Source organism: Nocardioides aromaticivorans (assembly GCF_013408525.1).
GTDB classification, from domain to species: Bacteria; Actinomycetota; Actinomycetes; order Propionibacteriales; family Nocardioidaceae; genus Nocardioides; species Nocardioides aromaticivorans.
This window is the reverse complement of sequence record NZ_JACBZM010000001.1, coordinates 4,067,010-4,089,870: the sequence shown is the minus strand read 5'-3', so window position 1 is coordinate 4,089,870 and position 22,861 is coordinate 4,067,010. Positions and strand designations below refer to the sequence as shown.

Sequence of the window (22,861 nt, the reverse complement as noted above, 5' to 3'; positions counted from 1 at the left end):
GTCAGGCCGTGATGATCGCGCGGATCGCCTCGACCGCACCGTCGAGCGCGATCTCCTGCTTCTCGCCCGTCCGGCGGTCCTTGACCTCGATCAGGCCGTCGGCCACGCCCCGGCCGACCGTGACGATGGTCGGGACGCCGATCAGCTCGGCGTCCTTGAACTTCACGCCGGGGCTGATCTTGCCCGCGCGGTCGTCGTACAGGACGTCGACACCGGCGTCGACGAGCCCGGCCACGAGGGACTCGGCTGCGTCGAACACGGCCTGGTCCTTGCCGGCGGCCACGACGTGCACGTCGGCCGGCGTGATCTCGCGCGGCCAGCACAGGCCGATCTCGTCGAGGGTGTCCTCCGCGATCGCGGCGACGGCACGCGAGACACCCACGCCGTAGGAGCCCATCGTGACGGTGACGAGCTTGCCGTTCTCGTCGAGGACCTTGAGGTCGAGCGCCTCGGCGTACTTGCGGCCGAGCTGGAAGACGTGGCCCATCTCGATGCCGCGGGCCGACTCGAGCGTGCCGCCGTCGCAGTTGGGGCAGGGGTCGCCGTCGCGCACCTCGGCGGCCTCGATCGTGCCGTCGCCGGTGAAGTCGCGGCCGGCGACGAGGTCGATGACGTGGCGGCCGGGCTCGTCGGCGCCGGTCACCCAGCGGGTGCCCTCGCCGACGCGGGGGTCGAGCAGGTAGCGGATGCCGCTCTTGCCCTCCTCCCCCAGCACGCCGGGACCGATGTAGCCCTTGACCAGCGCGGGGTGCTTCGCGAACTCGGCCTCGTCCATCGCCTCGACCTCGATCGGCTCCAACTGGCCCTCGAGGCGCTTCTGGTCGACCTCGCGGTCGCCGGGCAGGCCGATCGCGAGCGGCTCGCGGCTGCCGTCGGGGTGCTTGAGAACGACCAGGACGTTCTTGAGGGTGTCGCCGGCCGTCCACGGCCGGTCCTCACGCGGGAAGGCCGCGTTGAGGTGGTCGACGAGGGAGTCGATCGTGGGGGTGTCGGGGGTGTCCTCGGCGTGCGCGGCGGGCACGCCGTCGTACGCCACGGGCGCGGGCGCGCGCACCTCGACGGCCTCGACGTTGGCGGCGTAGTCGCACTTCGTGCAGCGCACGTAGGTGTCCTCGCCGACGGCAGCGTTGGCCAGGAACTCCTCGGACTTCGAGCCGCCCATCGCGCCGGCGGTCGCCTTCACGATCACGTAGTCGAAGCCGAGCCGGTCGAAGATCCGGACGTAGGCGTCACGGTGCTTCTCGTACGACGCCTCGAGGCCCGCGTCGTCGACGTCGAAGGAGTAGGAGTCCTTCATGATGAACTCGCGCCCGCGCAGCAGGCCGGCCCGCGGGCGCGCCTCGTCGCGGTACTTCGTCTGCACCTGGTAGAGGCTCAGCGGCAGGTCCTTGTACGACGAGTACATGTCCTTCACGAGGAGCGTGAACATCTCCTCGTGGGTGGGACCGAGCAGGTAGTCGGCGTCCTTGCGGTCCTTGAGCCGGAAGATGCCGTCGCCGTATTCGGTCCAGCGGTTGGTGGCCTCGTAGGGCTCGCGGGGCAGCAGCGCGGGGAAGCTGACCTCCTGCGCGCCGATCGCGTCCATCTCCTCGCGGATGATGCCCTCGACCTTGCGCAGCACCTTCAGGCCCAGCGGCAGCCAGGTGTAGATGCCCGGCGCGGCGCGGCGGATGTAGCCCGCGCGCACGAGCAGCCGGTGGCTCGGGACCTCCGCGTCCGAGGGGTCCTCACGCAGGGTCCGGACGAACAGGGTCGACATCCTCATCAGCACGGCCGAAGCCTACGGCCGGGACGGGACGGCGGCCCAACCAGTAACGCTCAGGCGGTGCGGGCGGCCTTCAGCGCCGCCCGGATCATCGGCCACTGCAGCGGGAGCCGGGCGACCGACGCGGCCTTCAACGGCGTGTTGTCGCCGCGGAGCGCGTCCACCGCCATCTGCACGTTGCCCGGGAAGACGCCGGCGAGCAGGGCCGCGCTGGCGTACCCCGCGACCTTGCGCGTACGACGGTTGAGCAGCCCGGCCGCGCAGAGCAGCTCGGCCACCCCGCTGGCCACGATGATCTCGCGGTGGGCGGGCAGCTGGCGTGGCATCAGCGGCTCGAAGACCTCGGGCTTGACCAGGTGGACGGTCCCGCTGACGAGGAAGGCTCCGGTGACGACCTTGGCGCCGGTGGGCAGGCTCATGGGGCCATCCTGACAGCCCCGCCCGGCGTGGCTCAGCCGAGGTCGAGCGCGTTGCGCAGCCCCAGCTTGTAGAGCAGCTTGTCCGTCGCCTTGAGCGCGGCGAACTCCGGCGGGTCGTAGAGCCGGTAGGTCTTCACCCGGGCCGCGGTCGACCGGGACTCGTCGAGGATGGCGTTGACCGCGTGCCGGGCCGACTCGTTGGCGCCCTCCATCGTGGCCAGGTCGATGTCGGTCTGCACGAAGTCACCGCTCATCAGCAGGTTGGGGATCCTCGTGCGGGCCGTCGGCCGGCTCTTCCACGAGTCGACGGTGTTGACCAGGAGCGGCGTCTCGTTGGTGTTGCGGCCGGCCGCGCCGTCCCACTGCACGCCGGGGTCGAGGAACCAGGAGTGGACGATGCCGTCGGGGAGCAGGTCGCCGACGGTGAGGTGGTCCTTGATCTGGGCGAGCACCTCGGCCGCGATCTCGTCGCGGGTGCACTCCTTGGCCGTCTTGCCGAACAGGATGCCCGGGGCGTCCCAGTTGGAGATGTCGACCGAGAGGATGTCGACCACCTCGCCGTCGCCGTAGTCGCGGGGGATGTCGCGGTCCGCCCAGAACTGGCCCTGGGTGAGCGCGGTCAGCGACCAGGGCGAGTCGATGAAGGTGATGTGCCCCTTGGTGACCTCGACGTGGTCCCGGAGGAAGTACTGGATGCCGACCATCCAGTCGGTCTTCAGCGCGGACAGGCCCCGCAGGCCGGGATCGAGCGTCAGGACGTCGGAGGTCAGGGTGGGGACGACGCGCTCCACCGGCATGGCGCTGACGAACCAGTCGGCCTCGACGCGGCTCGTCGTACCGGCGGCGTCGGCGAGGACGGCGGCGCTGATCCGCCCGGCGGACGTCTCGTAGCGGACCAGGCGCTGGCCGCTGACGAAGCGGACGCCACGGCCCCGGAGGTAGGTCATCCACGGGTCGATCCAGGCCTCGTTGGTGGGCAGGTCGAGCACGCGGTCGAGCGCACCGTCGTTGCCGCGGCCCATGATGTTGTAGACGAACGCCTCGCCCATGTTGCCGATCGTGCGGGTGCTGGCGATGGTCTCCTTGGCGGCGACCAGGTTGCGGGTCAGCCCCGCGGCCAGGATCTTCTGGTAGGGCTGCGAGCGCTTCGCCGCGCCGACGAAGTCCCACCAGCTGACCTTCTCCCACTGACCCAGCCGCCGCTCGTCGCAGCTGGTCAGGAACACCAGCAGCCGCTCGACGAAGTAGGTCAGCTCGTGCGGCGGGACGGAGTGGCCGCCGAGGTTGTCGAGCAGGAACCGGCGCAGGCCGTCGACCGTGAGCAGCTGCTCCGGGTCGGGGCCGACGCCGAAGACGAAGGCGTCGGCGTGGTCCCCGCCGCGCAGGAACTTGCCGCCCGTCGCGGCCACCAGGTTGTCGCCGACCGTGCCGGAGCCGAACGGGATGCGCCGCATCGTGTCCGGCACGTGGTGGTAGAAGCCGGGGAAGAACCGGAAGCCGTGCTCACCGGGCAGGTCCGCGCGACCGCCCGTGCCGGTGCCGGCGAAGGGGATGCTGCGCGCCTTGCCGCCCCACGCCGACGGCTCGAAGACCGTGACGGAGAAGCCCCGCTCGACGAGCTCGTGGGCCGCTGTCAGGCCGGCCATGCCGCCGCCCAGCACCACCGCCTCCTTGCCGGGAGTCGCGGCGAAGGCGGGCGCCAGGCCGGTGGTCGCCAGCGCGGCACCGGCGCCGGCGGCCAGGGACGAGCTGAGGAGCGTACGGCGGTCGAGGCGGTGGGTCATCGTGGTCTCCCCCATGAGATCCAACCGACACAGGTGTCGGTTACTGTCGACCTGAGGATAGAGTGATTCCCACCACAACGGTCAAGGCCCTTCGCGGAGTCAGCCGACACAGGTGTGGGTTAGCACCGAGCGAGAGGAGCCGACCATGACGACGGACACCGTGCGTCGCCGGTTGACGGGGCCCGCCCGCCGCCAGCGCATCGAGGCCGCCGCGGTCGAGGTCTTCGCCGAGCGCGGGTACGACGCCACGTCGGTCGGCGAGATCGCCACCGCGGCCGGCGTCACCCGCACCGTGCTCTACGACCACTTCCGCTCCAAGCGCGAGCTCTACCTGCAGGTGCTCGACGGGCAGAACGCCGCGATGCTGGCCGAGGTCGGCGCGGGGATCACCGGTGCCGGTGCGGGCGCGGACCGGTTGCGCTCGACCGTGGCGGCGTACCTCTCCTTCGCGCGGCAGCGCCCCGCCGCCCGCCGGCTGCTCGTCGACCCGATCCCGACCGGCGACACCGAGCTCGACCAGGTGATCGCGGCCTACCGCACGGCCCGCACCCAGGCGGTGGCCGCGATGCTCGCCCCCGACCTCGCGCGCTCCGGGGTGACGGCGGGCTCGACCGCCTCGGCCGTCGTGGTGGAGCTGCTGATCACCGGTGTCGACGGGGTGGCCCGCTGGTGGCAGGACCACCCGACCGCGACCTTGGACGAGGTGACCGACATCGCCAGCCGGCTGCTCTGGAACGGGCTCCCCCGGCTCGCCCGGTAGCGGCGGTCGCTCAGAACATCACGGTCGCGAAGCGGGTCGTCTCCACGAACCCGACCCGCTCGTAGACGCCGCGCGCCGCGTGGTTCCAGTCGTTGACGTAGAGCGAGACCGTCGGCGAGATCCGCGCCCGGACCTGGTGCACGACCGCGGCCATGCCCTCGGTCGCGAGCCCCTCGCCCCGGCGGTGCGGCGGCACCCACACGCCCTGGATCTGGGCGGCGTGCTCGGTCGCGCAGGCGACCTCGGCCTTGAAGACGAGCTCGTCGCCGTCGTACCGGACGAAGGACCAGCCGCGGCCGACCAGCTGGGCGACGCGGGCGCGGTAGAGGTCGGCGCCGCCACCGGCCTCGGGCGAGACCCCGACCTCCTCGGTGTACATCGCCACACAGGCCGGGTAGAGCGTGCCGAGGTCGCCCTGCACCCCTGCCCGCACGCCCTGGTCGGGCCGGACGGCCGGCGGGCCGGCGATCTCGAGGTGGCGCTGGTCCCAGCGGGTGTCCCGGGCCCGCCCCCAGGACGGCCCGACCTCGTCCCAGAACGGGCGCACGGCCGACTGCGGCCCGACGATCGTCGAGGCGGTACGACGGCGGGTCAGCGCGCGCTGGGCGAAGGCGGCAGCGTCCTCCGGGCCGGCCTGGACCGGCACCAGGTTGGCGGCGACGTGGCAGGCCGCGACGAGGTGACCTCCGTCGAAGCGGCCCCACATCTCGCCACCGAGCCAGCGCGGCTCGAGGTTGGTGGTGTGTGCCCGGTGGACGGCGAAGACGTTGACGACCGGGTCCTGGTTGGCCAGCTCCAGGAACGCAGGGACGTCCGCCGTCGCCAGGACGCGCACGCCGTGCCGGGTCGTCAACACGATCGGAGCCTATGCCCTCGGCCCACGCGAAGTGAGGACGGGACACGGACCGGCGATCAGGTCCACACTGGAGTCCCCCGGAGCGAGGTGGTGCCGATGCCTGCACGTCACGTGACCGATGGCGGTCTGGAGACCGACCTGATCTTCCTGCGCGGCTTCGACCTCCCCGAGTTCGCCTCGTTCCCGCTCCTGGACACCGACGAGGGCCGCGCCGCCCTGCGCGACTACTACCTCGCCTACGCCGACATCGCCGTCCGCGTCGGCGCGCCGCTGCTCCTGGAGACGCCGACGTGGCGGGCGAACCCGGACCACGCCGCCCTGCTCGGGTACGACGACGCGGCGCTCGACCGCGTCAACCGCGAGAGCGTCGACTTCCTCTCCTCCGTGGCGGCCGAGCGGGCCGACGAGCTCGTCGGCTGGGAGGTCGGCGGGATGCTGGGACCCCGCGGCGACGGCTACGCGAGCGCCGGGCCGGTCGACCCGGACGCCGCCGCGGACTACCACCGTCCGCAGCTGGCCTCGTTCGCGGCGGCCGGCGCGAGCCGGGCTACGGTGCTCACCCTGACCGAGGTCGGCGAGGCGATCGGGATCGCCCGCGCCGCGGCCGACGTGGGCCTGCCGGCGGGGATCGGCTTCACCGTCGAGACCGACGGCCGGCTGCCCGACGGCACCAGCCTGGCGTCGGCGATCGAGCAGGTCGACGCGGCCGCTCCCCCGGCGTACTACCTGGTCAACTGCGCGCACCCGAGCCACGTGCTGCGCGGCCTCGACGAGGGTGCGTGGCGCGAGCGGGTCGGTGGCCTGCGGGTCAACGCGTCGACGATGAGCCACGCCGAGCTCGACGAGGCCGAGACGCTCGACGACGGCGACCCCGTGCAGCTCGCGGCCGACCAGCAGCCGCTGCTCGACGCGTTCGGCAACCTCGAGGTCCTCGGCGGTTGCTGCGGCACCGACGCGCGGCACGTGGCCGCGATGTGGGGCGTCGGCTGACGGGTCGGCTGACGGGTCAGCTGATGGAGACCGTGGCCTCCGCGCCCTCGACCGGCTCCATCGTCTCGGCGATCTTCATCGCCTCCTCGATCAGGGTCTCGACGATCTCGGCCTCGGGCACGGTCTTGATGACCTCGCCCTTGACGAAGATCTGGCCCTTGCCGTTGCCGGACGCGACGCCGAGGTCGGCCTCGCGGGCCTCCCCCGGGCCGTTGACGACGCAGCCCATGACGGCCACGCGCAGCGGGACCTCGAGGCCGTCGAGGCCGGCGGTCACCCGCTCGGCGAGCGTGTAGACGTCCACCTGGGCACGGCCGCACGACGGGCAGGAGACGATCTCGAGCTTGCGGGGGCGCAGGTTGAGCGACTGCAGGATCTGGATGCCGACCTTGACCTCCTCCACCGGCGGGGCGGAGAGGGAGACCCGGATCGTGTCGCCGATGCCCCGCGAGAGCAGGGCGCCGAAGGCCGTGGCCGACTTGATCGTGCCCTGGAAGGCGGGCCCGGCCTCGGTGACACCCAGGTGCAGCGGCCAGTCGCCGGCCTCGGCGAGCAGCTCGTAGGCCCGCACCATCACGACGGGGTCGTTGTGCTTGACCGAGATCTTGAAGTCGCGGAAGCCGTGCTCCTCGAAGAGGCTGGCCTCCCAGACGGCGGACTCGACGAGCGCCTCGGGCGTGGCCTTGCCGTACTTCTCGAGCAGCCGCTTGTCGAGCGACCCGGCATTGACGCCGATCCGGATCGACGTGCCGTGGTCCTGGGCCGCCTTGGCGATCTCCTTGACCTGGTCGTCGAACTTCTTGATGTTGCCCGGGTTGACCCGCACCGCCGCGCAGCCGGCCTCGATGGCCGCGAAGACGTACTTCGGCTGGAAGTGGATGTCCGCGATCACCGGGATCTGGCTGTGCTTCGCGATCTCCGGCAGCGCGTCCGCGTCGTCCTGGCTCGGGCAGGCGACCCGCACGATGTCGCAGCCCGCGGCAGTGAGCTCCGCGATCTGCTGGAGCGTGGTGTTGACGTCGGAGGTGAGCGTCGTGGTCATCGACTGCACCGAGATCGGGTGGTCGCTGCCGACCCCGACCTTGCCCACCTGGATCTGGCGGGTGGTACGACGGGGGGCGAGCACCGGCGGCGGGGCGGCCGGCATGCCCAGGCTGATCGACGTCATGACCCCAAGGTTAGTCGCCGACCGGGCGGGATCAGGATTCGAGGTGGACCGGGACGACGAGGTCGCCGACGATCAGCACGACACCCATCACGAGCAGGGCGCCTGCGACGACATAGGCCACCGGCAGCAGCTTCGCCGCGTCGACGTAACCGGGGTCGGGACGCCGGCGGAGCCGGGCGAGGCCGCGGCGTACGGCCTCCCAGAGGGCACTGGCGATGTGGCCGCCGTCGAGGGGCAGCAGCGGCACGAAGTTGAACATGCCGATGAAGAAGTTGAAGCCCGCGATGAGCATCAGCAGCGAGACCAGCTTGTCGTTGACGCTGATCTCGTCGTGCGAGGCGACCTCGCCCGCGAGCCGGCCGCCGCCGACCACGCTCACCGGTCCCAGCGGGTCGCGCTCCTTGACGCCGACGATCGCCTGCGCCACGCCCCACACCTTGGCCGGCAGCGTCGAGAGCGACTTCGCGACGTCGACGGTCATGTGGCCCATCTGGCCGATCGTGTAGAGGGGACCGCCCTTGGCGAGGTGGGAGTCGGGCGTCACGCCGAGGAAGCCGACCTCCTCGTCCGCCTCGTCACCCGCCTTGTCGGGCGGGCGCACGGTCGTCTTGGTGCGGAAGGTGAGGTTCTCGCCGTTGCGCTCGACCACGACCGTCGCCCGATCGGTCCCGTTGGCCTTGACCAGCTCCTGCATCTGGTCCCAGCTGGTGATCGACGTGCCGTTGAACGACACGATCCGGTCACCTTCCTCCAGCCCGGCTGCGTAGGCCGGGGTGGGCTGGTCCGCGGCGGTGCACACCTCGCCCGACTCGTCGGCCGGCTTCACGCAGGCGTGGACGATCTTGATCGTGGTGTCGACCTTCTCGTCGCCGCCGTTGCCGTAGGTCGCGAAGACGGCGGCGAAGATCGTGAACGCGATCAGGATGTTCACCGTGGGCCCGCCGGCCATCACGATGACCTTCTTCCACCACGGCAGCTTGTAGAAGAGCCGGTCGGTGTCCTCGGGCTTCACGTGCTCCCACTCGGCGGCACGTGCGTCGGAGATCAGCTGGGTGAACAGGCCGGTGTTGGACTTGCGGACCTTGAAGACCTGGTTGCCCTGGTCGTCGTACTCGACCTCCTCGACGAGGTCGTCGGCCGCGGGCGGCAGCATCCCGACGATCTTGACGTAGCCGCCGAGCGGCACCGCCTTGATGCCGTACTCGGTCTCACCGACCTGCTTGCTCCACACCGTCGGCCCGAAGCCGATGAAGTACTGCGTGACCTTCCCGCCGAACTTCTTCGCCGGGATCATGTGGCCGAGCTCGTGGAGCCCGATCGACGCCAGGATCGCGGTCGCGAAGACGACGACGCCGAGCGTGTAGAGAAGTACGGTGATCACGGGCGGTCGGCTGTCCTCGAGGCGGTGACGGAGCGGGCGGCAGCCTCGCGCGCCCACGCGTCGGCCGCGAGGACGTCGTCGAGCGAGATCTGCTGGTTCGAGGGTACGTCGTGGGCGGCTACCACGTCCGCCACGACGTCGACGATCCCGGTGAACGCCAGCTCACCGCGGCGGAAGGCGTCGACCGCGACCTCGTTGGCGGCGTTGTAGACGGCGGGAGCCGTGCCCCCGCGCTCCCCCGCCGCGCGGGCGAGGGCGACGGACGGGAACGCCTCGTCGTCGAGCGGGAAGAACTCCCAGGTCTCGGGCCTGGACCAGTCGACCGACGGGGCGGCGTCGGGCACCCGATCCGGCCAGGCGAGGCCGAGCGCGATCGGGATCAGCATCGTCGGCGGGCTCGCCTGCAGGAGGGTGGAGCCGTCGACGAACTCGACCATCGAGTGCACGACGCTCGTCGGGTGCACCACGACCTCGATCCGGTCGTAGGGGATGCCGAAGAGCAGGTGCGCCTCGATGACCTCCAGGCCCTTGTTGACCAGGGTCGCGGAGTTGATGGTGATCACGGGACCCATGTCCCAGGTCGGGTGGTTGCCGGCCTGCTCGGGAGTGACGTCGACGAGCTCGGCGCGGGTGCGCCCGCGGAAGGGACCGCCGCTGGCGGTGAGCACGAGCCGTCGTACCTCCGCAGCACTGCCGCCGCGCAGGCACTGGGCGAGGGCGCTGTGCTCCGAGTCGACGGGCACGATCTGGCCGGGCTCCGCCCGCTCCAGCACGAGCGGACCGCCCATCACGAGCGACTCCTTGTTGGCGAGCGCGAGGGTGTTGCCGGCATCGAGCGCGGCCAGCGTCGGTCGGAGGCCCACGGCCCCGGTGATCCCGTTGAGGACGACGTCGCACTCCTGCGCGGCCGCGTCGGTGCTGGCCTCCTCGCCCAGGCCGCTGAAGCGCGGCGCGAATTCCTCGACCTGACGGGCGAACAGATCGGGGTTGCTGCCGCCGGCCGTCAGGCCCACGACGCGGAACCGGTCGGGGTTGGCCCGCACCAGATCGAGCGCCTGGGTGCCGATCGAGCCGGTGGATCCGAGGATGACGACGTCCTTCACGTCACAATCCTCTCAACACAGCGGCGAAATCCGACGACCGCACCCCCTCAGCCCGCATGCTTGCCCCGTGCTTCCCCCCCGTGTCCGGACGGAGGTCACGGGACGGAGACTCGGGCCCGTCTGTGCCGCCGCCATGTTGCTCCTCGCTGCCCTCGTGCTGGGCCCCCACCACGCGCGCCCGAACGGCGCGGGCGAGGACCGGCCTGCGGCCGAGCTGGCCTCGAGCGTGCGCGCCCGGCCGGCGCCCCAGGCGAAGCCGGGGGCCAACCGGAGCACCCGGACCAACCGGACAGGCCAGACCGCCCGGAACCGGCGCTGCACGGGCACGATCGCGCTCACCTTCGACGACGGCCCGGTGCCCGGGACGACGCCGCGGCTGGTGAGCGTCCTGCGTGCGGCCAACGTGCCCGCGACCTTCTTCATGGTGGGGCGCCGGGTGCGCCAGCACCCCGAGCTCGCCCGGGCCGTCGAGCGCGGCGGCTTCCAGATCGCCAACCACAGCTGGGCCCACGAGCAGCTCACCGCCCGCTCGAGCAGGCAGGTCCGGGCCTCGATCACCGCGACGCAGCGCGAGCTGCGCCGGGCCGGTGTGCACCCGACGACGCTGATGCGACCGCCGTACGGCGCCATGGACCGCCGGGTGCGGCGGGAGCTGGTGGGCGCGGGCTACGTCCCGGTGCTCTGGACGATCGACTCCCGCGACTGGGCCAACGGCTCGGCCGACCAGATCGCCTCGCGGATCCTGCGCGACCTGCGGCCCGGCCCCAATGTGGTCCTCCAGCACGACGGCGTCGACCGCTCGCCCATCTCTGTCGCCGCGGTGGCCAAGGTGGTGCGGGGCGCACGCAACCGCGGGTTCTGCTTCACGGGGCTCGACCGGCACGGGCGACCGTCGCTGGCCGGCTCGCGGCCTGCACGGTCCGGGGGAAGCACCGGCCGGACGGCGTCCCGGTCGCAGACCGGGACCGGCAGGGCCGGCCACGGCACGCGGCCGTGGTCGCCCGAGCTCACCCGGTGAGCTGGTCGGCCGCCGTGTAGGGGTCGGTCTCCCCCGCGACGACGGCCGCGGCCAGGTCGTCGAGGCGGTCGCCCCCGCCCACGGTGCCCCAACGACGGCGCAGCGCGGTCAGCGCCAGGGTCTCGATCTCGTTGCGCGCGCGGCGGACACGCCGGCGCTGGAGCTCGCCGCTCTCGCGCAGCCAGGTGCCGTGCTCCTCGAGCGCGTCGACCACGTCGGCGACGCCCTCGCCCTTGGAGGCGACGGTCTTGAGCACCGGCGGGCGCCAGGCCCCCTCGCGGCGCTCGGCGAGACCGAGCATCGAGCGCAGGTCGCGGCGTACCTTGTCGGCGCCGTCGCGGTCCGACTTGTTGACGACGTAGAGGTCGCCGATCTCGAGGATCCCGGCCTTCGCGGCCTGGATCCCGTCGCCCATGCCGGGCGCGAGCAGGACCATCGTCGAGTCGGCCTGCCCGGCCACCTCGACCTCGCTCTGGCCGACGCCGACCGTCTCGACGAGCACGTAGTCGAAGCCGGCCGCGTCGAGCACCCGCAGCGCCTGCGGCGTCGTCCAGGCCAGGCCACCGAGGTGCCCACGCGCGGCCATCGACCGGATGAAGACGCCCGGGTCGAGGACGTGGTCGCCCATCCGGATCCGGTCGCCCAGCAGGGCACCGCCGGAGAACGGGGACGACGGGTCGACCGCGAGTACGGCGACCCGGTTGCCCCGCCGCCGCAGCTCGCCGATCAGGGCGTTGGTCGACGTCGACTTCCCGACGCCGGGAGCACCCGTGAGACCGACGATCCGCGCGTGCCCGGCATGGGGCGCGAGGGCGCGCATCAGGTCCGGCAGCAGCGGCGACTCGTCCTCGACCTGTGACACGAGGCGACCCACCGATCGGGGGTCGCCCTCGCGGGCCTTCTCGACCAACGCAGGAACGGCCGCCGCGGTGATCCCGCGACGGCCGCCCTGGATGTTGCTTGCGTCAGGCAACGCAGTCCGCTCGGTCGGTCAGCTGGCCGGGACCCGGAGGACCAGCGCGTCGCCCTGGCCGCCACCGCCGCAGAGGGCGGCCGCGCCGAGGCCACCGCCGCGGCGCTTGAGCTCGAGCGCGAGGTGCAGCGTGATGCGCGCACCGGAGGCACCCAGCGGGTGGCCGATGGCGATGGCGCCACCGTTGACGTTGACCTTGTCCTCGTCGATGCCGAGCGCGCGGGCCGACTCGATGCCGACGGCGGCGAACGCCTCGTTGAACTCGACCAGGTCGAGGTCGGCGGCGCTCAGACCGGCCTTGTCGAGCGCCTTCTTCGTGGCGTTGGCGGGCTGCAGCTGCAGCGTCGAGTCCGGGCCGGCCACCTGGCCGTGGCTCACGATCTCGGCGAGGATCGGCAGGCCGAGCTCCTCCGCCTTCTTCTTCGAGGTGACGACCACGGCGGCCGCACCGTCGGAGATCTGCGAGGAGGACGCGGCGGTGATGGTGCCGTCCTTGGCGAACGCCGGGCGCAGGGCCGCGAGCGACTCGGCGGTGGTGTCGCCACGGACACCCTCGTCCTTGTTGACGACGATCGGGTCGCCCTTGCGCTGCGGGATCGTCACCGGGACGATCTCGTCGTCGAAGATGCCGTTCTTCTGCGCGGCGGCGGCGAGCTGGTGCGAGCGGGCCGCGACGGCGTCCTGCTCCTCACGGGTCAGCGGGGTCTCGCGACAGGCGTTGGTCGCCTCGGTCAGGTTGCCCATGCCCTGCTGGGTGGCCTGGTCGAAGAGGGCGTCGTAGGCCAGCGAGTCGACGAGGGTGGTGTCGCCGTACTTGAAGCCCTCGCGGGACTTCGGCAGCAGGTGCGGCGCCTGGGTCATCGACTCGGTGCCACCGGCGACGACGATCTCGGCCTCGCCGGCACGGATCAGCTGGTCGGCCTGGGCGATGGCGTTGATGCCCGACAGGCACACCTTGTTGATGGTGATCGAGGGGACCTGCGGCGGCAGGCCGGCGGCGAGACCCGCGGTGCGGGCGGGGTTCTGGCCGGCGCCGGCCTGGAGCACCTGGCCCACGATCAGGTAGTCGACCTGGTCACCGGACACGCCGGCCTTCTCCAGCGCGCCCTTGATGGCGACGCCCGCGAGGTCGGCGGCCGACAGGGTCTTGAGGGCGCCGAGGTGGCGACCGATCGGCGTACGAGCGCCGGCGACGATGACGCTGGGGTTGTCGGACATGGATCCTCCGTGCAGACGTGTGGTCGGAACATTTCGACTCTACTCGCGGGTATCCGGACCCGGCGAGGGGTCCATCGTGCGGTCGGTGAGGCACTCGTCACACCCCCCGAACGGAGGCGCAACGGCACAATGGCGCGCATGAGCATCACTGACGGCGTTCCCACGCACCTCTTCACCGCCATCGACCACGTCGGCATCGCGGTGCCCGACCTCGACGAGGCGATCGCCTTCTACCGCGACAACTTCGGCATGCACGTCGCGCACGAGGAGACCAACGAGGAGCAGGGTGTCCGCGAGGCGATGGTCGCCGTCGGCGACACCGACTCGAAGATCCAGCTCCTCGCCCCGCTCAACGCCGAGTCGACCATCGCGAAGTTCATCGACCGCAGCGGCCCGGGCCTCCAGCAGCTCGCCTACCGCGTGACCGACCTCGACCAGGTCTCCGCGATCCTGCGCGAGCGCGGCCTGCGCCTGCTCTACCCCGAGGCCCGCCGCGGCACGGCCAACAGCCGGATCAACTTCGTCCACCCGAAGGACGCCGGCGGCGTGCTCGTCGAGCTCGTGGAGCCGGCCGCCGACGGCGGCCACTGATCGCCCGCGAAGTGTGAGGTTTTCTCCGCCGAAGTGTGAGTCTTTCTCCGCCGAGGTGCGCGACCTTCTCCGCGGGGCGAAGAACTTGCGCCACCTCGATGGAGAAGCTGCGCCACCTCGATGGAGAAACCGCGCCACTTCGGCGGAGAAACCGCGCCACTTCGTGTCAGACCCAGCGGAACCGGAGCTCCTCGCCGGGGCGCAGCTGGGCCAGCCGGTCGGTGTCGGCGTCGACCACCACGGCGATGACGGGATAGCCGCCCGTCACCGGGTGGTCGGGGCCGAACACGACCGGGTGACCGTCCGGTGGGAGCTGCACGGCGCCGCGGAGGGCGCCCTCGCTGGGCAGCTCCCCCTTGCCGGGTACGACGCCCAGGGGATCCCCCTCGAGCCGCAGCCCGACCCGGTCGCTGGCCCCGCCGACCCGCCAGGTGCGGGCCACCAGGGCGTCCGGGTCCGCCGCCCAGTCGTCGCGGGGGCCTCGCACGACGCGGACGACCGGCACGGCGTCGTACCTGCTGGGCGGGACGGCGTCGACCAGCACCTCCCCCGGGGCCCGGGTGCCGACGGGCAGCACGGCACCGACACGGACCGGCTCCGGGCCGAGGCCGGCCAGGGTGTCGCGGGCGCGTGAGCCCAGCAGCGGTGGCAGCTCGAGGCCGCCGCGGACCGAGAGGTAGCTGCGCAGCCCCGACGCCGGGGTGCCCAGGCGCAGCCGCTGGCCGGGGCGCAGCGTGAGCACGGCACCCGACGGCTCCGGGCGCCCCTCGACCTCCAGCGGCGCCGGAGCGCCGGTCACGCACACGGTCACGTGACCGTCTGCCTCGACCTCCAGCCCGCCGAGCACCACCTCCAGCGCCGCGGCGCCCGGCTCGTTGCCGACCAGCCTCCCCCCGAGCGTGTACGACGCCCGGTCGGCCGCTCCCGCGGAGCCGACCCCGATCGCGGCGTGGCCGGGTCGGCCGGCGTCCTGCACCAGCACCGGTCCGCCGACGGCCCTCACGAGCAGCGCACTCACCGCTCGCTCGCCTCGAAGCGCACGGTGATGCCGGCCGCGAGCAGCGCAGGCGGATCACGCTCGATGTCCCACAGCACCGCGTCGGTGCGACCGATCAGCTGCCAGCCGCCGGGCGAGGCACGGGGGTAGACCCCGCTGAACTCCCCGGCCAGTCCGACCGACCCGGCAGGAACCGTCGTCCGGGGCTGGTCGCGACGCGGCACCCGCAGCCGCGGGTCGCCGCCGACGAGGTAGGCGAACCCGGGCGCGAAGCCGCCGAAGGCGACCTGCCAGGACGTTGCGGTGTGGGCCGCGACGACCTCCTCGGCGCTCAGCCCGGTCAGCTCCGCCACTGCGGCGAGGTCGGGGCCGTCGTACACGACGGGGATGATGACCTCCGGGCCCGGTAGTCCCTGACCAAAAGCACCGTTCCCGGCCCCCAGAAGGTGCTTTTCGTCAGGGACTACCGTCCGGAGGCGGTCGACCGACACCCCCGGGCGGGCGACGAGGAGGACGGTCCGGGCGCCCGGGACGACGTCGGCGACCAGCTCGGCCACCGCGGTGTCGGTCCGCAGGGCGGCGGCCGCGGAGACCGCCGCGGCCGTGTCCGCGAGCTCGACGAGGAGCCCGCGGTCGCCGTACGGGAGCAGCCTCATCGGCCGGCGAAGGGCGCGACGGTGATCCCGGCGGACGACAACCCCTCCCGGACAGCGGCAGCCAGCGCGGCGGCCCCCGGCGAGTCGCCGTGCACGCACAGGGAGCGCACCCCGTCCGAGGAGGCCAGCCGCACGGCCTGGGCGGCGGCCTCGGCAGGATCGGTCAGCAGCGCCCCGGGCGAGGAGCGTGGCACCAGGCCGCCGTCGGATCGGTAGGCGCGGTCGGCGAAGCCCTCGCCCACTGCCGGAAGGCCCGCCTCCTCGGCGAAGCGGAGGAACTGCGAGCCCGGGAGGCCCAGGACGGGGATCGCCTCGCCCCGGGCGTCGCCGAAGGCGACCACCGCCCGCAGCACGGCCCGCGCCTTGTGCGCGCGCTGGTTCACCGCGTGGTAGAGCGCACCGTGCGGCTTGACGTAGCGGACGGCGGACCCGGCGACCCGCGCGATCCCGTCGAGGGCGCCCAGCTGGTAGAGCACGTCCGCCTCGAGGTCCTCGGCATCGATGTCGATGTCACGCCGCCCGAAGCCGGCGAGGTCGCGGTAGCCCACCTGCGCCCCGATCACGACGCCGTGCTCCACCGCCAGCTCGCAGGTACGCCGCAGCGTCAGCGGGTCGCCGGCATGGAAGCCGCAGGCGACGTTGGCGCTGGTCAGGTGGGGCAGCAGCGCGGCGTCGTCGCCGAGCTGCCACCGGCCGAAGGACTCGCCCACATCGGCGTTGAGATCCACGTCACCCCCGTTCGGGGTGGAAGTCGTGGACGGGCGACCCGAATGCAACGTCACGGGCCTATGGTGGCCCATCGAGCCCTGATCGGGGCTGCCGAGCGCCGCCGAGCCCAGGACGGTGCAGCCGCCGCAAGTGAGACGCCTGTCACGGAACCGCCACCAGCCGGTTACCGATGGGTAATCTTCGCCGCGGCCGTATTGCCACCCCAACGCGCACCGCCGGAGGTGCGCCACCGATTCCCAGGGAGACGACGACCGTGCAGCACATCCTCGACGCCATCCAGGCGGAGGCCTCCGCGGAGGACTTCGCCAACCTCGAGCTTCCCGAGTCCTACCGGGCCGTGACGGTCCACAAGGACGAGGTCGACATGTTCGAGGGCATCGCCTCGCGTGACAAGGACCCCCGCAAGTCCCTGCACGTCGACGAGGTGCCCCTCCCCGAGCTCGGACCGGGCGAGGCGTTCGTGGCGGTCATGGCCTCCGCGATCAACTACAACACCGTGTGGACCTCGATCTTCGAGCCCGTCTCCACGTTCGGCTTCCTCGAGCGCTACGGCCGCGAGTCCGAGCTCTCCAAGCGCCACGACCTGCCCTACCACATCGTCGGCTCCGACCTGTCCGGCGTCGTCCTGGCCGTCGGCGCGGGCGTGACCAAGTGGAAGCCGGGCGACCGCGTCGTCGCGCACTGCCTCTCCGTCGAGCTCGAGGCCCCCGACGGCCACAACGACACGATGCTCGACACCTCCCAGCGCATCTGGGGCTTCGAGACCAACTTCGGCGGCCTCGCCGACGTCGCGATGGTCAAGGCCAACCAGCTCATGCCCAAGCCCGAGCACCTCACCTGGGAGGAGGCCGCCTCCCCCGGCCTGGTGAACTGCACGGCCTACCGCCAGCTCGTCTCCTCTAACGGCGGCAACATGAAGCAGGGCGACAACGTCCTGATCTGGGGCGCCTCCGGCGGCCTCGGCGGCTTCGCCACCCAGTACGCCCTCAACGGTGGCGCCAACCCGATCTGCGTGGTCTCCAACGAGGAGAAGGCCCAGATCGTGCGCAACATGGGCGCCGAGATGGTCATCAACCGCTCCGAGCTCGCCCCGAAGTTCTGGAACGAGGACGGCACCAAGCAGAACCCGAAGGAGTGGCAGCGCTTCGGCAAGGCCATCCGTGAGCTCACCGGCGGCGAGGACATCGACATCGTCTTCGAGCACCCGGGCCGCGAGACCTTCGGCGCCTCGGTCTACGTCACCCGCAAGGGCGGCACCATCACCACCTGCGCCTCGACCACCGGCTACATGCACGAGTACGACAACCGCTACCTGTGGATGAACCTCAAGAAGATCATCTCCAGCCACTTCGCCAACTACCGCGAGTCGTGGGAGGCCAACCGCCTCATCGCCCAGGGCAAGATCCACCCCACCCTGTCGCGCACCTACAAGCTCGAGGACACCGGCCAGGCCGCCCTCGACGTGCACCACAACAAGCACCAGGGCAAGGTCGGCGTCCTGTGCCTGGCCCCCGAGGAGGGCCTCGGCGTCAAGAACGAGGAGCTCCGCGCCAAGCACCTCGACAAGATCAACCTCTTCCGCGGCATCTGAGCCACGGAGCGGGACCGGGAGGCCGGCGCGGCGACGCGCCGGCCTCCCGGCATTTTTCGGCAGGTACGACGCCTCGCGGCCGACACCTGACCGATCCGGCGGGGCGGGCTGGGAAAGCTCAGGCTCATCGGGGATCATGGGGGCCAATCCCCCCATGTACGCCACCGAGAGCCAGGGAGGCTCCGTCCCCATGAGCGACCAGGGTCTGTCCATCTTCGACGACGAGCCCACCACCCCCGAGGAGTCCACCCCCGTGACGACCAAGTCCACCGACGAGGAGCCGACGCAGGTCATCCCGGCCACGAAGACCGCAGAGACGCCGGTGGCGCGCCCGAAGGCCGCCCCGGCCGCCCCCTCCGACCGGCCGACCGCCACGCAGCCGGACCGCGCCGCGGCGACGTCGCCCCGTCCGTCCGGCGCGCCGCGCGGCGCCGCGTCGCAGGCGGCCTCGCCCCGCCCGGTCGGCTTCACCGCCCCCTCCGGCGGCCTGCCGATCGTCCGCAAGGGCGGCTACGACCGGGACGCGGTCGACGCCCAGATCCGGCAGCTGTCCAGCGAGAAGGCCACGCTCGGCGCCAGCCTGACCGAGTCCGAGCAGCGCGTCATCGAGCTCGAGCAGGAGCTGGCGAAGGTGCGCGCCGAGCTCGCGGAGACCGACAACCCGTCGTACGCCGGGCTCGGCGGGCGGGCCAGCGCGATGCTCCGTCTCGCCGAGGAGGAGGCCGCCGAGATCCGCACGGTCGCCGAGTCCGACGCGCTCGAGATCCGCGAGCAGGCCACCCGCGACGCCAAGGCGATCCGCGCCGAGGCGGCCCGCGAGGCCGACGACATGCGCGCCGTCCAGCTGCGCGAGCTGGAGGAGAACCGCACCCGCCTGCTCACCGACGCCGAGCAGGAGCGGGCGCTGGCGAAGAGCGAGGCGGCCGACGTGCTCGCCTCGGCCAGGCGCGAGGCCGACCAGCTGCGCCTCGCCGCCCAGCAGGAGGTCTCCGAGCAGCGCAGCCAGGCCCAGCGCGAGGTCGAGCAGGCCCGCGCCGCGGTCGACCGCGAGGTCCAGGAGGCCCGCCGGGCGCTGGCCGTGGAGAAGGAGCGGCTCGCCCGCGAGGCGACCGACCACCACAACAGCGCGGTCGCCGAGACCCGCCGCCTGGTCGAGGAGGCCGAGCAGCGGGCCAACGCGGCCGAGGCGCGTGCTGCCGAGGCCAGCAAGCAGGCGACCGAGAACCGCGCCGCGGCACAGTCGGAGGCCGAGGCCGCCCTCCTCCGGGCCCGCCGCGAGGCCGAGCAGATCGTGGCCTCCGCCCGCGCGCAGGCCGAGGCGGTCACCGCCTCGGGCAACTCCGAGGTCGAGCGTGAGATCTCGGCCCGCCGGGCCGAGCTCGACCGGCTCACCAAGCGCCGCGCCGCCATCACCGCCCAGCTGTCCTCGCTCGCCGACCTGGTCGCCGGCTTCGGCGAGGACGACAGTTGAGCCGAAGCGACGATGTCGCCGCTGACCCCGTCGACGACGCGACCAGCGCCGTCGACGGGGTGAGCGAGCACGGCGGGATCGACCCCGCCGCCCCGGCGCCGAACGACCCCGAGGCGCCGTACGGCACGATGGGTGAGCCGTTCGACCGGCGCTCGCCGTTCTACTACGGCTTCGTGGGTGCCCTGGGCGCCCTGTCGGCGTTCTGGCTGTTCCAGGCCGTCGCCGGCATCGGCTCGGTGCTGATGCTCGTCGTCGTGTCCTTCTTCCTCGCCGCGGGGCTGAACCCGTCGGTCGAGTTCCTCGAGCGCCACAACCTGCGGCGCTCGTTCGCCGTGACGCTGGTGATCGTCATCGCGCTGGCGACCGTGGCGCTGTTCGTGGTCGCGATCGTCCCGGTGATCACCGACCAGGTGCAGTCGATCACGAAGAGCGCCCCCGGCTGGCTGGACGAGCTGCAGAAGAACAAGCGGATCCAGGAGCTCAACCGCGAGTACGACATCATCGACAAGATCAAGGCGAAGATCACCGACGAGAACTTCGTCTCCGCGCTGTTCGGCGGTGCGCTCGGCTTCGGCCTCAAGATCGTGTCGGCGCTGTTCAACCTCTTCGTCATCGTCGTGCTGACGCTGTACTTCCTCGCCTCCCTCAAGACGACCACGGGCGCGATGTACAACCTCGCCCCGGCCTCGCGCCGCGACCGGGTGGCCAAGCTCGGCGACAAGGTGATCGCCAACATCGGCGGCTACGTCTCCGGCGCCTTCCTCGTGGCCCTGTGCGCCGGGCTGACCTCACTCGTCTTCCTCTGGTTCACACCCATCGGCAAGTACGCCGTCGCGCTGGCCTTCGTCGTCGCGGTGCTCGACGTCATCCCGATGATCGGCGCCACCCTGGGCGCGGTCATCGTCTGCGCGATCGCGTTCGCTACCGACGTGAAGACCGGCATCATCTGCGTCGTCTTCTACGTGGTCTACCAGCAGGTCGAGAACTACGTGATCTACCCGCGGGTGATGAGCAAGTCGGTCGACCTGCCGGGTGCCGTGATCGTGATCGCCGCCCTCGTCGGCACCGCCCTGCTGGGCGTCGTCGGCGCACTGCTCGCGATCCCGGCGGCCGCCGCGGTGCTGCTGGTGGTGCGCGAGGTCGTCGTCAAGAGGCAGGATCTTCGCTAGGAGGACCCGGCATGTGCTTCTCGGCGGAGATGGACCTGGCCGCCGGCCTGGTCGTGACCGGCATCGGGGTCGACACGCTGCGGCAGGTGCGCACCCGCGACCAGCTCGCGCTGGGGCTGCTGCCCCTGGTCTTCGGCGCGCACCAGCTGGTCGAGACATGGGTGTGGTGGAACCTCGAGGGCCACGTGTCCACGCCGGCGGCCGACCTCGCGGCGTGGACCTACGTGGCGATCGCGCTGGTCGTCGTGCCGGCGCTGGTTCCCTACGCCTTCCTGCGCCTGGGTACGACGAACCGCCCGGTCCTCGACCGGCTCTTCCTCGCCTCCGGCCTCGCCGCCGCCGGCGCCGGGCTGTTCGCGATCGGCTTCGAGCCGGTCGGCCGCCACATCGACGGCCACCACATCGCCTACCACCCGGGGGTGGCGTGGTCCGGCGTCGTGCTGGCCGCGTACGTCCTGGCGACCTGCGGACCGAGCCTGTTCGCGCGCAGCCCGGAGCTGCGGTGGTTCGGGATCGGCAACCTGCTCGTCGTCTCGTTGCTGGCGTGGCTCCAGCAGAACGCCGTGATCTCGCTGTGGTGCGTGTGGGCGGCGTCGACGAGCGTGCTCATCAACCTGGCCCTGCGCAGCGGGCGCGCGTCGGTCAGGCGAGCACGGGCTCCTCGTGCTCGACAGTCCGCTCCCCCAGCTTGACCCCGACGACGCCGACCAGGATCAGCGCCCCGCCCGCGAACTGGACCGGTCCGGGCAGCTGGCCCAGCAGCGCCCAGGCCCACAGGACCGCGAGGACGACCTCGCTCAGCGCGACGAAGGACGCGAGCCGCGAGCCGAGCCGGCGGCTCGCCGCGATGCCGGTGCCGTAGGCGAGCGCGGCCGTGACGAGGCCGAGCGCGAGGATCGCGACCCAGGGCGCGACCACGAGGCCGGCGTACTCGACGTGGGCGGAGGCGGTCCGCACCGGCATCAGCCCGAGCAGGCCGATCAGGCCCAGGAAGGCACCGCCGACGATCAACCCTCCGGTCGCCAGGGCCATGGGCGGCAGGCCGCTGCGGTCGTCGGCCGAGATGACGAAGTACGCCGCCGCGCCGACCATCGCGCCGAGCGCCCAGGCAGCGCCGCGGACGTCGAAGTCGGCGCCGGAGAAGAGGTCGAGCACCAGCAGCAGGCCGAGCGCGGCGACGGCGGCGCCGACGACCGTGAGCCGGCCGGGACGCTGGCCGTGGGCGGCCCACATCCACACGACGACTGCGGCCGGCGCGGTGTACTCGATGAGCAGGGCCGGGCCGACCTCCATCGTCTGCACGGCGGAGAAGTAGCAGAACTGGGCGCCCGCGACGGCCAGGATGCCGTAGAGGACGACCGTCGGCAGCGCCTTCCCGAGCAGGTGCCAGCGACCCCGCATCGCGGCGATGCCGAAGGGCAGCACGGCGAGGGCGCCCACGGCGATCCGGAGCAGGACGACCCCGCCGGCGGTCCAGCCGCTGTCGAGCAGGGGCCGCGCGAGCGCGCCGGACATGCCGAAGGTGGCGGCCGAGACGATCGCGAGCAGCAGGCCGGTCCCGGCGTCCCGGCGGGCCACCACCGGTGCGTCACGAGTCAAGGTCGTCATGACTCATGACGGTAGTCCTGACTGCGGTAACCTGTCAAAGTGGTTTTCACCCATGACACCGCCGCATCGCTCCAGGCCGCGGTCACGCTCGTCAACTCCGAGCTGGAGCCGGTCGGGCTGAGGACGCCCGAGGAGCTCGACGACTTCTTCGCCGACTTCGGCTACACCGGTCGCCACGACGGCGACCAGGCCGAGGTCGACGAGGTGCACGCCATCGTCCCCCGCCTGCGGGCGGTGCTGACGGCACACCGCGACGAGGCCGTGCGGATCGTCAACGAGATGCTCCGGGACGCGCAGGCGCTCCCCCAGCTCCAGCGCCACGACGGCCTGGACTGGCACCTGCACGCGATCGCACCGGACCGTCCCCTCGCCGAGCGGATCGTCGTCGAGACCGCGATGGCGATGATCGACGTGATCCGCGCCGACGAGATGTCCCGGCTCGCGATCTGCGCCGACGAGACCTGCGAGGGCATCGTGCTCGACCTGTCCCGCAACCGCTCCCGCCGCTTCTGCTCGGTCACGTGCGGCAACCGCAACGCGGTCGCGGCGTACCGTGCCCGGCAGGCGGAGGCGGAGGAGGCCGGCGAGTGACGTCCGTGTGACATCTCGGCCGG

General features: G+C 72.2%; 22 protein-coding genes. 9 read left to right on the top strand and 13 right to left on the bottom strand.

Annotation, left to right across the window (positions count from 1 at the left end):
* Position 1: 1 nt before the first annotated feature.
* The 3 genes from BJ993_RS19615 to BJ993_RS19605 are packed head-to-tail and all read right to left on the bottom strand — an operon-like array spanning position 2 to position 3,968.
* Entirely contained in the window at positions 2-1,771 is a 1,770-nt protein-coding gene (locus BJ993_RS19615; RefSeq protein WP_036542164.1) for a proline--tRNA ligase, read from the bottom strand.
* Positions 1,772-1,818: 47 nt separating this feature from the next.
* Positions 1,819-2,184 (bottom strand): DoxX family protein, encoded by a 366-nt coding sequence (locus BJ993_RS19610; protein WP_179650727.1) that lies wholly within the window; start codon positions 2,182-2,184, stop codon positions 1,819-1,821.
* Between the two features lie 32 nt (positions 2,185-2,216).
* Positions 2,217-3,968 carry a hydroxysqualene dehydroxylase gene (locus BJ993_RS19605; RefSeq protein ID WP_179650725.1) on the bottom strand — a complete coding sequence of 584 codons (1,752 nt, stop codon included), beginning with the start codon at positions 3,966-3,968 and terminating at the stop codon, positions 2,217-2,219.
* 145 nt (positions 3,969-4,113) lie between these two features.
* On the opposite strand from BJ993_RS19605, the gene BJ993_RS19600 reads away from it, so the two are divergent.
* The gene (locus BJ993_RS19600; protein ID WP_179650723.1) at positions 4,114-4,728 is read left to right on the top strand and encodes a TetR/AcrR family transcriptional regulator; all 615 of its coding nucleotides are present in this window, start codon (positions 4,114-4,116) and stop codon (positions 4,726-4,728) included.
* A 10-nt stretch (positions 4,729-4,738) separates the two neighbouring features.
* Here BJ993_RS19600 and BJ993_RS19595 read toward each other — a convergent pair whose 3' ends face one another.
* Entirely contained in the window at positions 4,739-5,584 is an 846-nt protein-coding gene (locus BJ993_RS19595; RefSeq protein ID WP_179650721.1) for a GNAT family N-acetyltransferase, read from the bottom strand.
* 96 nt (positions 5,585-5,680) lie between these two features.
* On the opposite strand from BJ993_RS19595, the gene BJ993_RS19590 reads away from it, so the two are divergent.
* On the top strand, positions 5,681-6,574 hold the full coding sequence (locus BJ993_RS19590; protein WP_179650719.1) for a homocysteine S-methyltransferase family protein: 894 nt from the start codon (positions 5,681-5,683) through the stop codon (positions 6,572-6,574).
* A gap of 16 nt (positions 6,575-6,590) precedes the next feature.
* On the opposite strand, the gene ispG is transcribed toward BJ993_RS19590, so the two are convergent.
* The 3 genes from ispG to BJ993_RS19575 are packed head-to-tail and all read right to left on the bottom strand — an operon-like array spanning position 6,591 to position 10,226.
* Positions 6,591-7,742 carry a flavodoxin-dependent (E)-4-hydroxy-3-methylbut-2-enyl-diphosphate synthase gene (gene ispG, locus BJ993_RS19585; protein ID WP_179650717.1) on the bottom strand — a complete coding sequence of 384 codons (1,152 nt, stop codon included), beginning with the start codon at positions 7,740-7,742 and terminating at the stop codon, positions 6,591-6,593.
* A gap of 31 nt (positions 7,743-7,773) precedes the next feature.
* Positions 7,774-9,123 (bottom strand): M50 family metallopeptidase, encoded by a 1,350-nt coding sequence (locus BJ993_RS19580; RefSeq protein ID WP_308645638.1) that lies wholly within the window; start codon positions 9,121-9,123, stop codon positions 7,774-7,776.
* Positions 9,120-10,226 (bottom strand): 1-deoxy-D-xylulose-5-phosphate reductoisomerase, encoded by a 1,107-nt coding sequence (locus BJ993_RS19575; protein ID WP_179650715.1) that lies wholly within the window; start codon positions 10,224-10,226, stop codon positions 9,120-9,122. The genes BJ993_RS19580 and BJ993_RS19575 overlap by 4 nt, the downstream gene beginning before the upstream one ends.
* Before the next feature lie 133 nt (positions 10,227-10,359).
* Between BJ993_RS19575 and BJ993_RS19570 the strand changes: the two genes are divergently transcribed.
* The gene (locus tag BJ993_RS19570) at positions 10,360-11,244 is read left to right on the top strand and encodes a polysaccharide deacetylase family protein (RefSeq protein WP_179650713.1); all 885 of its coding nucleotides are present in this window, start codon (positions 10,360-10,362) and stop codon (positions 11,242-11,244) included.
* Here the strand turns inward: BJ993_RS19570 and meaB are convergent.
* Both meaB and BJ993_RS19560 read right to left on the bottom strand, forming a co-directional pair.
* The gene (gene meaB, locus BJ993_RS19565; RefSeq protein WP_218864758.1) at positions 11,234-12,217 is read right to left on the bottom strand and encodes a methylmalonyl Co-A mutase-associated GTPase MeaB; all 984 of its coding nucleotides are present in this window, start codon (positions 12,215-12,217) and stop codon (positions 11,234-11,236) included. The genes BJ993_RS19570 and meaB overlap by 11 nt on opposite strands.
* Positions 12,218-12,235: 18 nt before the next feature.
* Complete coding sequence (locus tag BJ993_RS19560) at positions 12,236-13,435, bottom strand: acetyl-CoA C-acetyltransferase (RefSeq protein WP_036542151.1); 1,200 nt, start codon at positions 13,433-13,435, stop codon at positions 12,236-12,238.
* A gap of 138 nt (positions 13,436-13,573) precedes the next feature.
* Here BJ993_RS19560 and mce point away from each other — a divergent pair, with 138 nt between their 5' ends.
* Positions 13,574-14,026 (top strand): methylmalonyl-CoA epimerase, encoded by a 453-nt coding sequence (gene mce, locus BJ993_RS19555; protein ID WP_036543072.1) that lies wholly within the window; start codon positions 13,574-13,576, stop codon positions 14,024-14,026.
* A gap of 166 nt (positions 14,027-14,192) precedes the next feature.
* Here the strand turns inward: mce and BJ993_RS19550 are convergent, their stop codons facing one another.
* From BJ993_RS19550 to BJ993_RS19540, 3 genes are read right to left on the bottom strand one after another with little or no spacing between them, the layout of a single operon-like run.
* Positions 14,193-15,044: a 5-oxoprolinase subunit C family protein gene (locus BJ993_RS19550; RefSeq protein WP_179650709.1), complete on the bottom strand. Its 852-nt coding sequence runs from the start codon at positions 15,042-15,044 to the stop codon at positions 14,193-14,195.
* A complete protein-coding gene (locus BJ993_RS19545) occupies positions 15,041-15,679 on the bottom strand; it encodes a 5-oxoprolinase subunit B family protein (RefSeq protein ID WP_179650708.1) in 639 nt (212 codons plus the stop codon). Before BJ993_RS19545 ends, BJ993_RS19550 begins: the two co-directional genes overlap by 4 nt.
* On the bottom strand, positions 15,676-16,407 hold the full coding sequence (locus BJ993_RS19540) for a LamB/YcsF family protein (protein WP_308645637.1): 732 nt from the start codon (positions 16,405-16,407) through the stop codon (positions 15,676-15,678). The genes BJ993_RS19545 and BJ993_RS19540 overlap by 4 nt, the downstream gene beginning before the upstream one ends.
* Before the next feature lie 254 nt (positions 16,408-16,661).
* Between BJ993_RS19540 and ccrA the strand changes: the two genes are divergently transcribed.
* The 4 genes from ccrA to BJ993_RS19520 all read left to right on the top strand — a co-directional run bounded on the left by ccrA (position 16,662) and on the right by BJ993_RS19520 (position 21,331).
* Positions 16,662-17,999 (top strand): crotonyl-CoA carboxylase/reductase, encoded by a 1,338-nt coding sequence (gene ccrA / locus BJ993_RS19535; RefSeq protein WP_179650704.1) that lies wholly within the window; start codon positions 16,662-16,664, stop codon positions 17,997-17,999.
* A 190-nt stretch (positions 18,000-18,189) separates the two neighbouring features.
* Complete coding sequence (locus tag BJ993_RS19530) at positions 18,190-19,470, top strand: coiled-coil domain-containing protein (RefSeq protein ID WP_036543066.1); 1,281 nt, start codon at positions 18,190-18,192, stop codon at positions 19,468-19,470.
* Positions 19,467-20,639, top strand: a complete 1,173-nt coding sequence (locus tag BJ993_RS19525) for an AI-2E family transporter (RefSeq protein WP_257026932.1) — start codon at positions 19,467-19,469, stop codon at positions 20,637-20,639. The genes BJ993_RS19530 and BJ993_RS19525 overlap by 4 nt, the downstream gene beginning before the upstream one ends.
* Before the next feature lie 11 nt (positions 20,640-20,650).
* Positions 20,651-21,331 (top strand): DUF6629 family protein, encoded by a 681-nt coding sequence (locus tag BJ993_RS19520; protein WP_179650702.1) that lies wholly within the window; start codon positions 20,651-20,653, stop codon positions 21,329-21,331.
* On the opposite strand, the gene BJ993_RS19515 is transcribed toward BJ993_RS19520, so the two are convergent.
* Entirely contained in the window at positions 21,282-22,247 is a 966-nt protein-coding gene (locus BJ993_RS19515) for an EamA family transporter (protein WP_179650700.1), read from the bottom strand. The two genes, BJ993_RS19520 and BJ993_RS19515, sit on opposite strands and share 50 nt — an antisense overlap.
* A gap of 39 nt (positions 22,248-22,286) precedes the next feature.
* Here BJ993_RS19515 and BJ993_RS26665 point away from each other — a divergent pair, with 39 nt between their 5' ends.
* The gene (locus tag BJ993_RS26665; protein WP_036542140.1) at positions 22,287-22,838 is read left to right on the top strand and encodes a CGNR zinc finger domain-containing protein; all 552 of its coding nucleotides are present in this window, start codon (positions 22,287-22,289) and stop codon (positions 22,836-22,838) included.
* Positions 22,839-22,861: the final 23 nt, after the last annotated feature.

What these genes read in the sequence shown, in the direction of transcription:
- BJ993_RS19515 (WP_179650700.1), bottom strand. Translation starts at nt 22,247, where the DNA reads ATGACGACCTTGACTCGTGACGCACCGGTGGTGGCCCGCCGGGACGCC.
- BJ993_RS19560 (WP_036542151.1), bottom strand. Translation starts at nt 13,435, where the DNA reads ATGTCCGACAACCCCAGCGTCATCGTCGCCGGCGCTCGTACGCCGATC.
- BJ993_RS19545 (WP_179650708.1), bottom strand. Translation starts at nt 15,679, where the DNA reads ATGAGGCTGCTCCCGTACGGCGACCGCGGGCTCCTCGTCGAGCTCGCG.
- BJ993_RS19600 (WP_179650723.1), top strand. Translation starts at nt 4,114, where the DNA reads ATGACGACGGACACCGTGCGTCGCCGGTTGACGGGGCCCGCCCGCCGC.
- BJ993_RS19590 (WP_179650719.1), top strand. Translation starts at nt 5,681, where the DNA reads ATGCCTGCACGTCACGTGACCGATGGCGGTCTGGAGACCGACCTGATC.
- ispG (WP_179650717.1), bottom strand. Translation starts at nt 7,742, where the DNA reads ATGACGTCGATCAGCCTGGGCATGCCGGCCGCCCCGCCGCCGGTGCTC.
- BJ993_RS19610 (WP_179650727.1), bottom strand. Translation starts at nt 2,184, where the DNA reads ATGAGCCTGCCCACCGGCGCCAAGGTCGTCACCGGAGCCTTCCTCGTC.
- mce (WP_036543072.1), top strand. Translation starts at nt 13,574, where the DNA reads ATGAGCATCACTGACGGCGTTCCCACGCACCTCTTCACCGCCATCGAC.
- BJ993_RS19520 (WP_179650702.1), top strand. Translation starts at nt 20,651, where the DNA reads ATGTGCTTCTCGGCGGAGATGGACCTGGCCGCCGGCCTGGTCGTGACC.
- BJ993_RS19530 (WP_036543066.1), top strand. Translation starts at nt 18,190, where the DNA reads ATGAGCGACCAGGGTCTGTCCATCTTCGACGACGAGCCCACCACCCCC.
- BJ993_RS19605 (WP_179650725.1), bottom strand. Translation starts at nt 3,968, where the DNA reads ATGACCCACCGCCTCGACCGCCGTACGCTCCTCAGCTCGTCCCTGGCC.
- BJ993_RS19570 (WP_179650713.1), top strand. Translation starts at nt 10,360, where the DNA reads ATGTTGCTCCTCGCTGCCCTCGTGCTGGGCCCCCACCACGCGCGCCCG.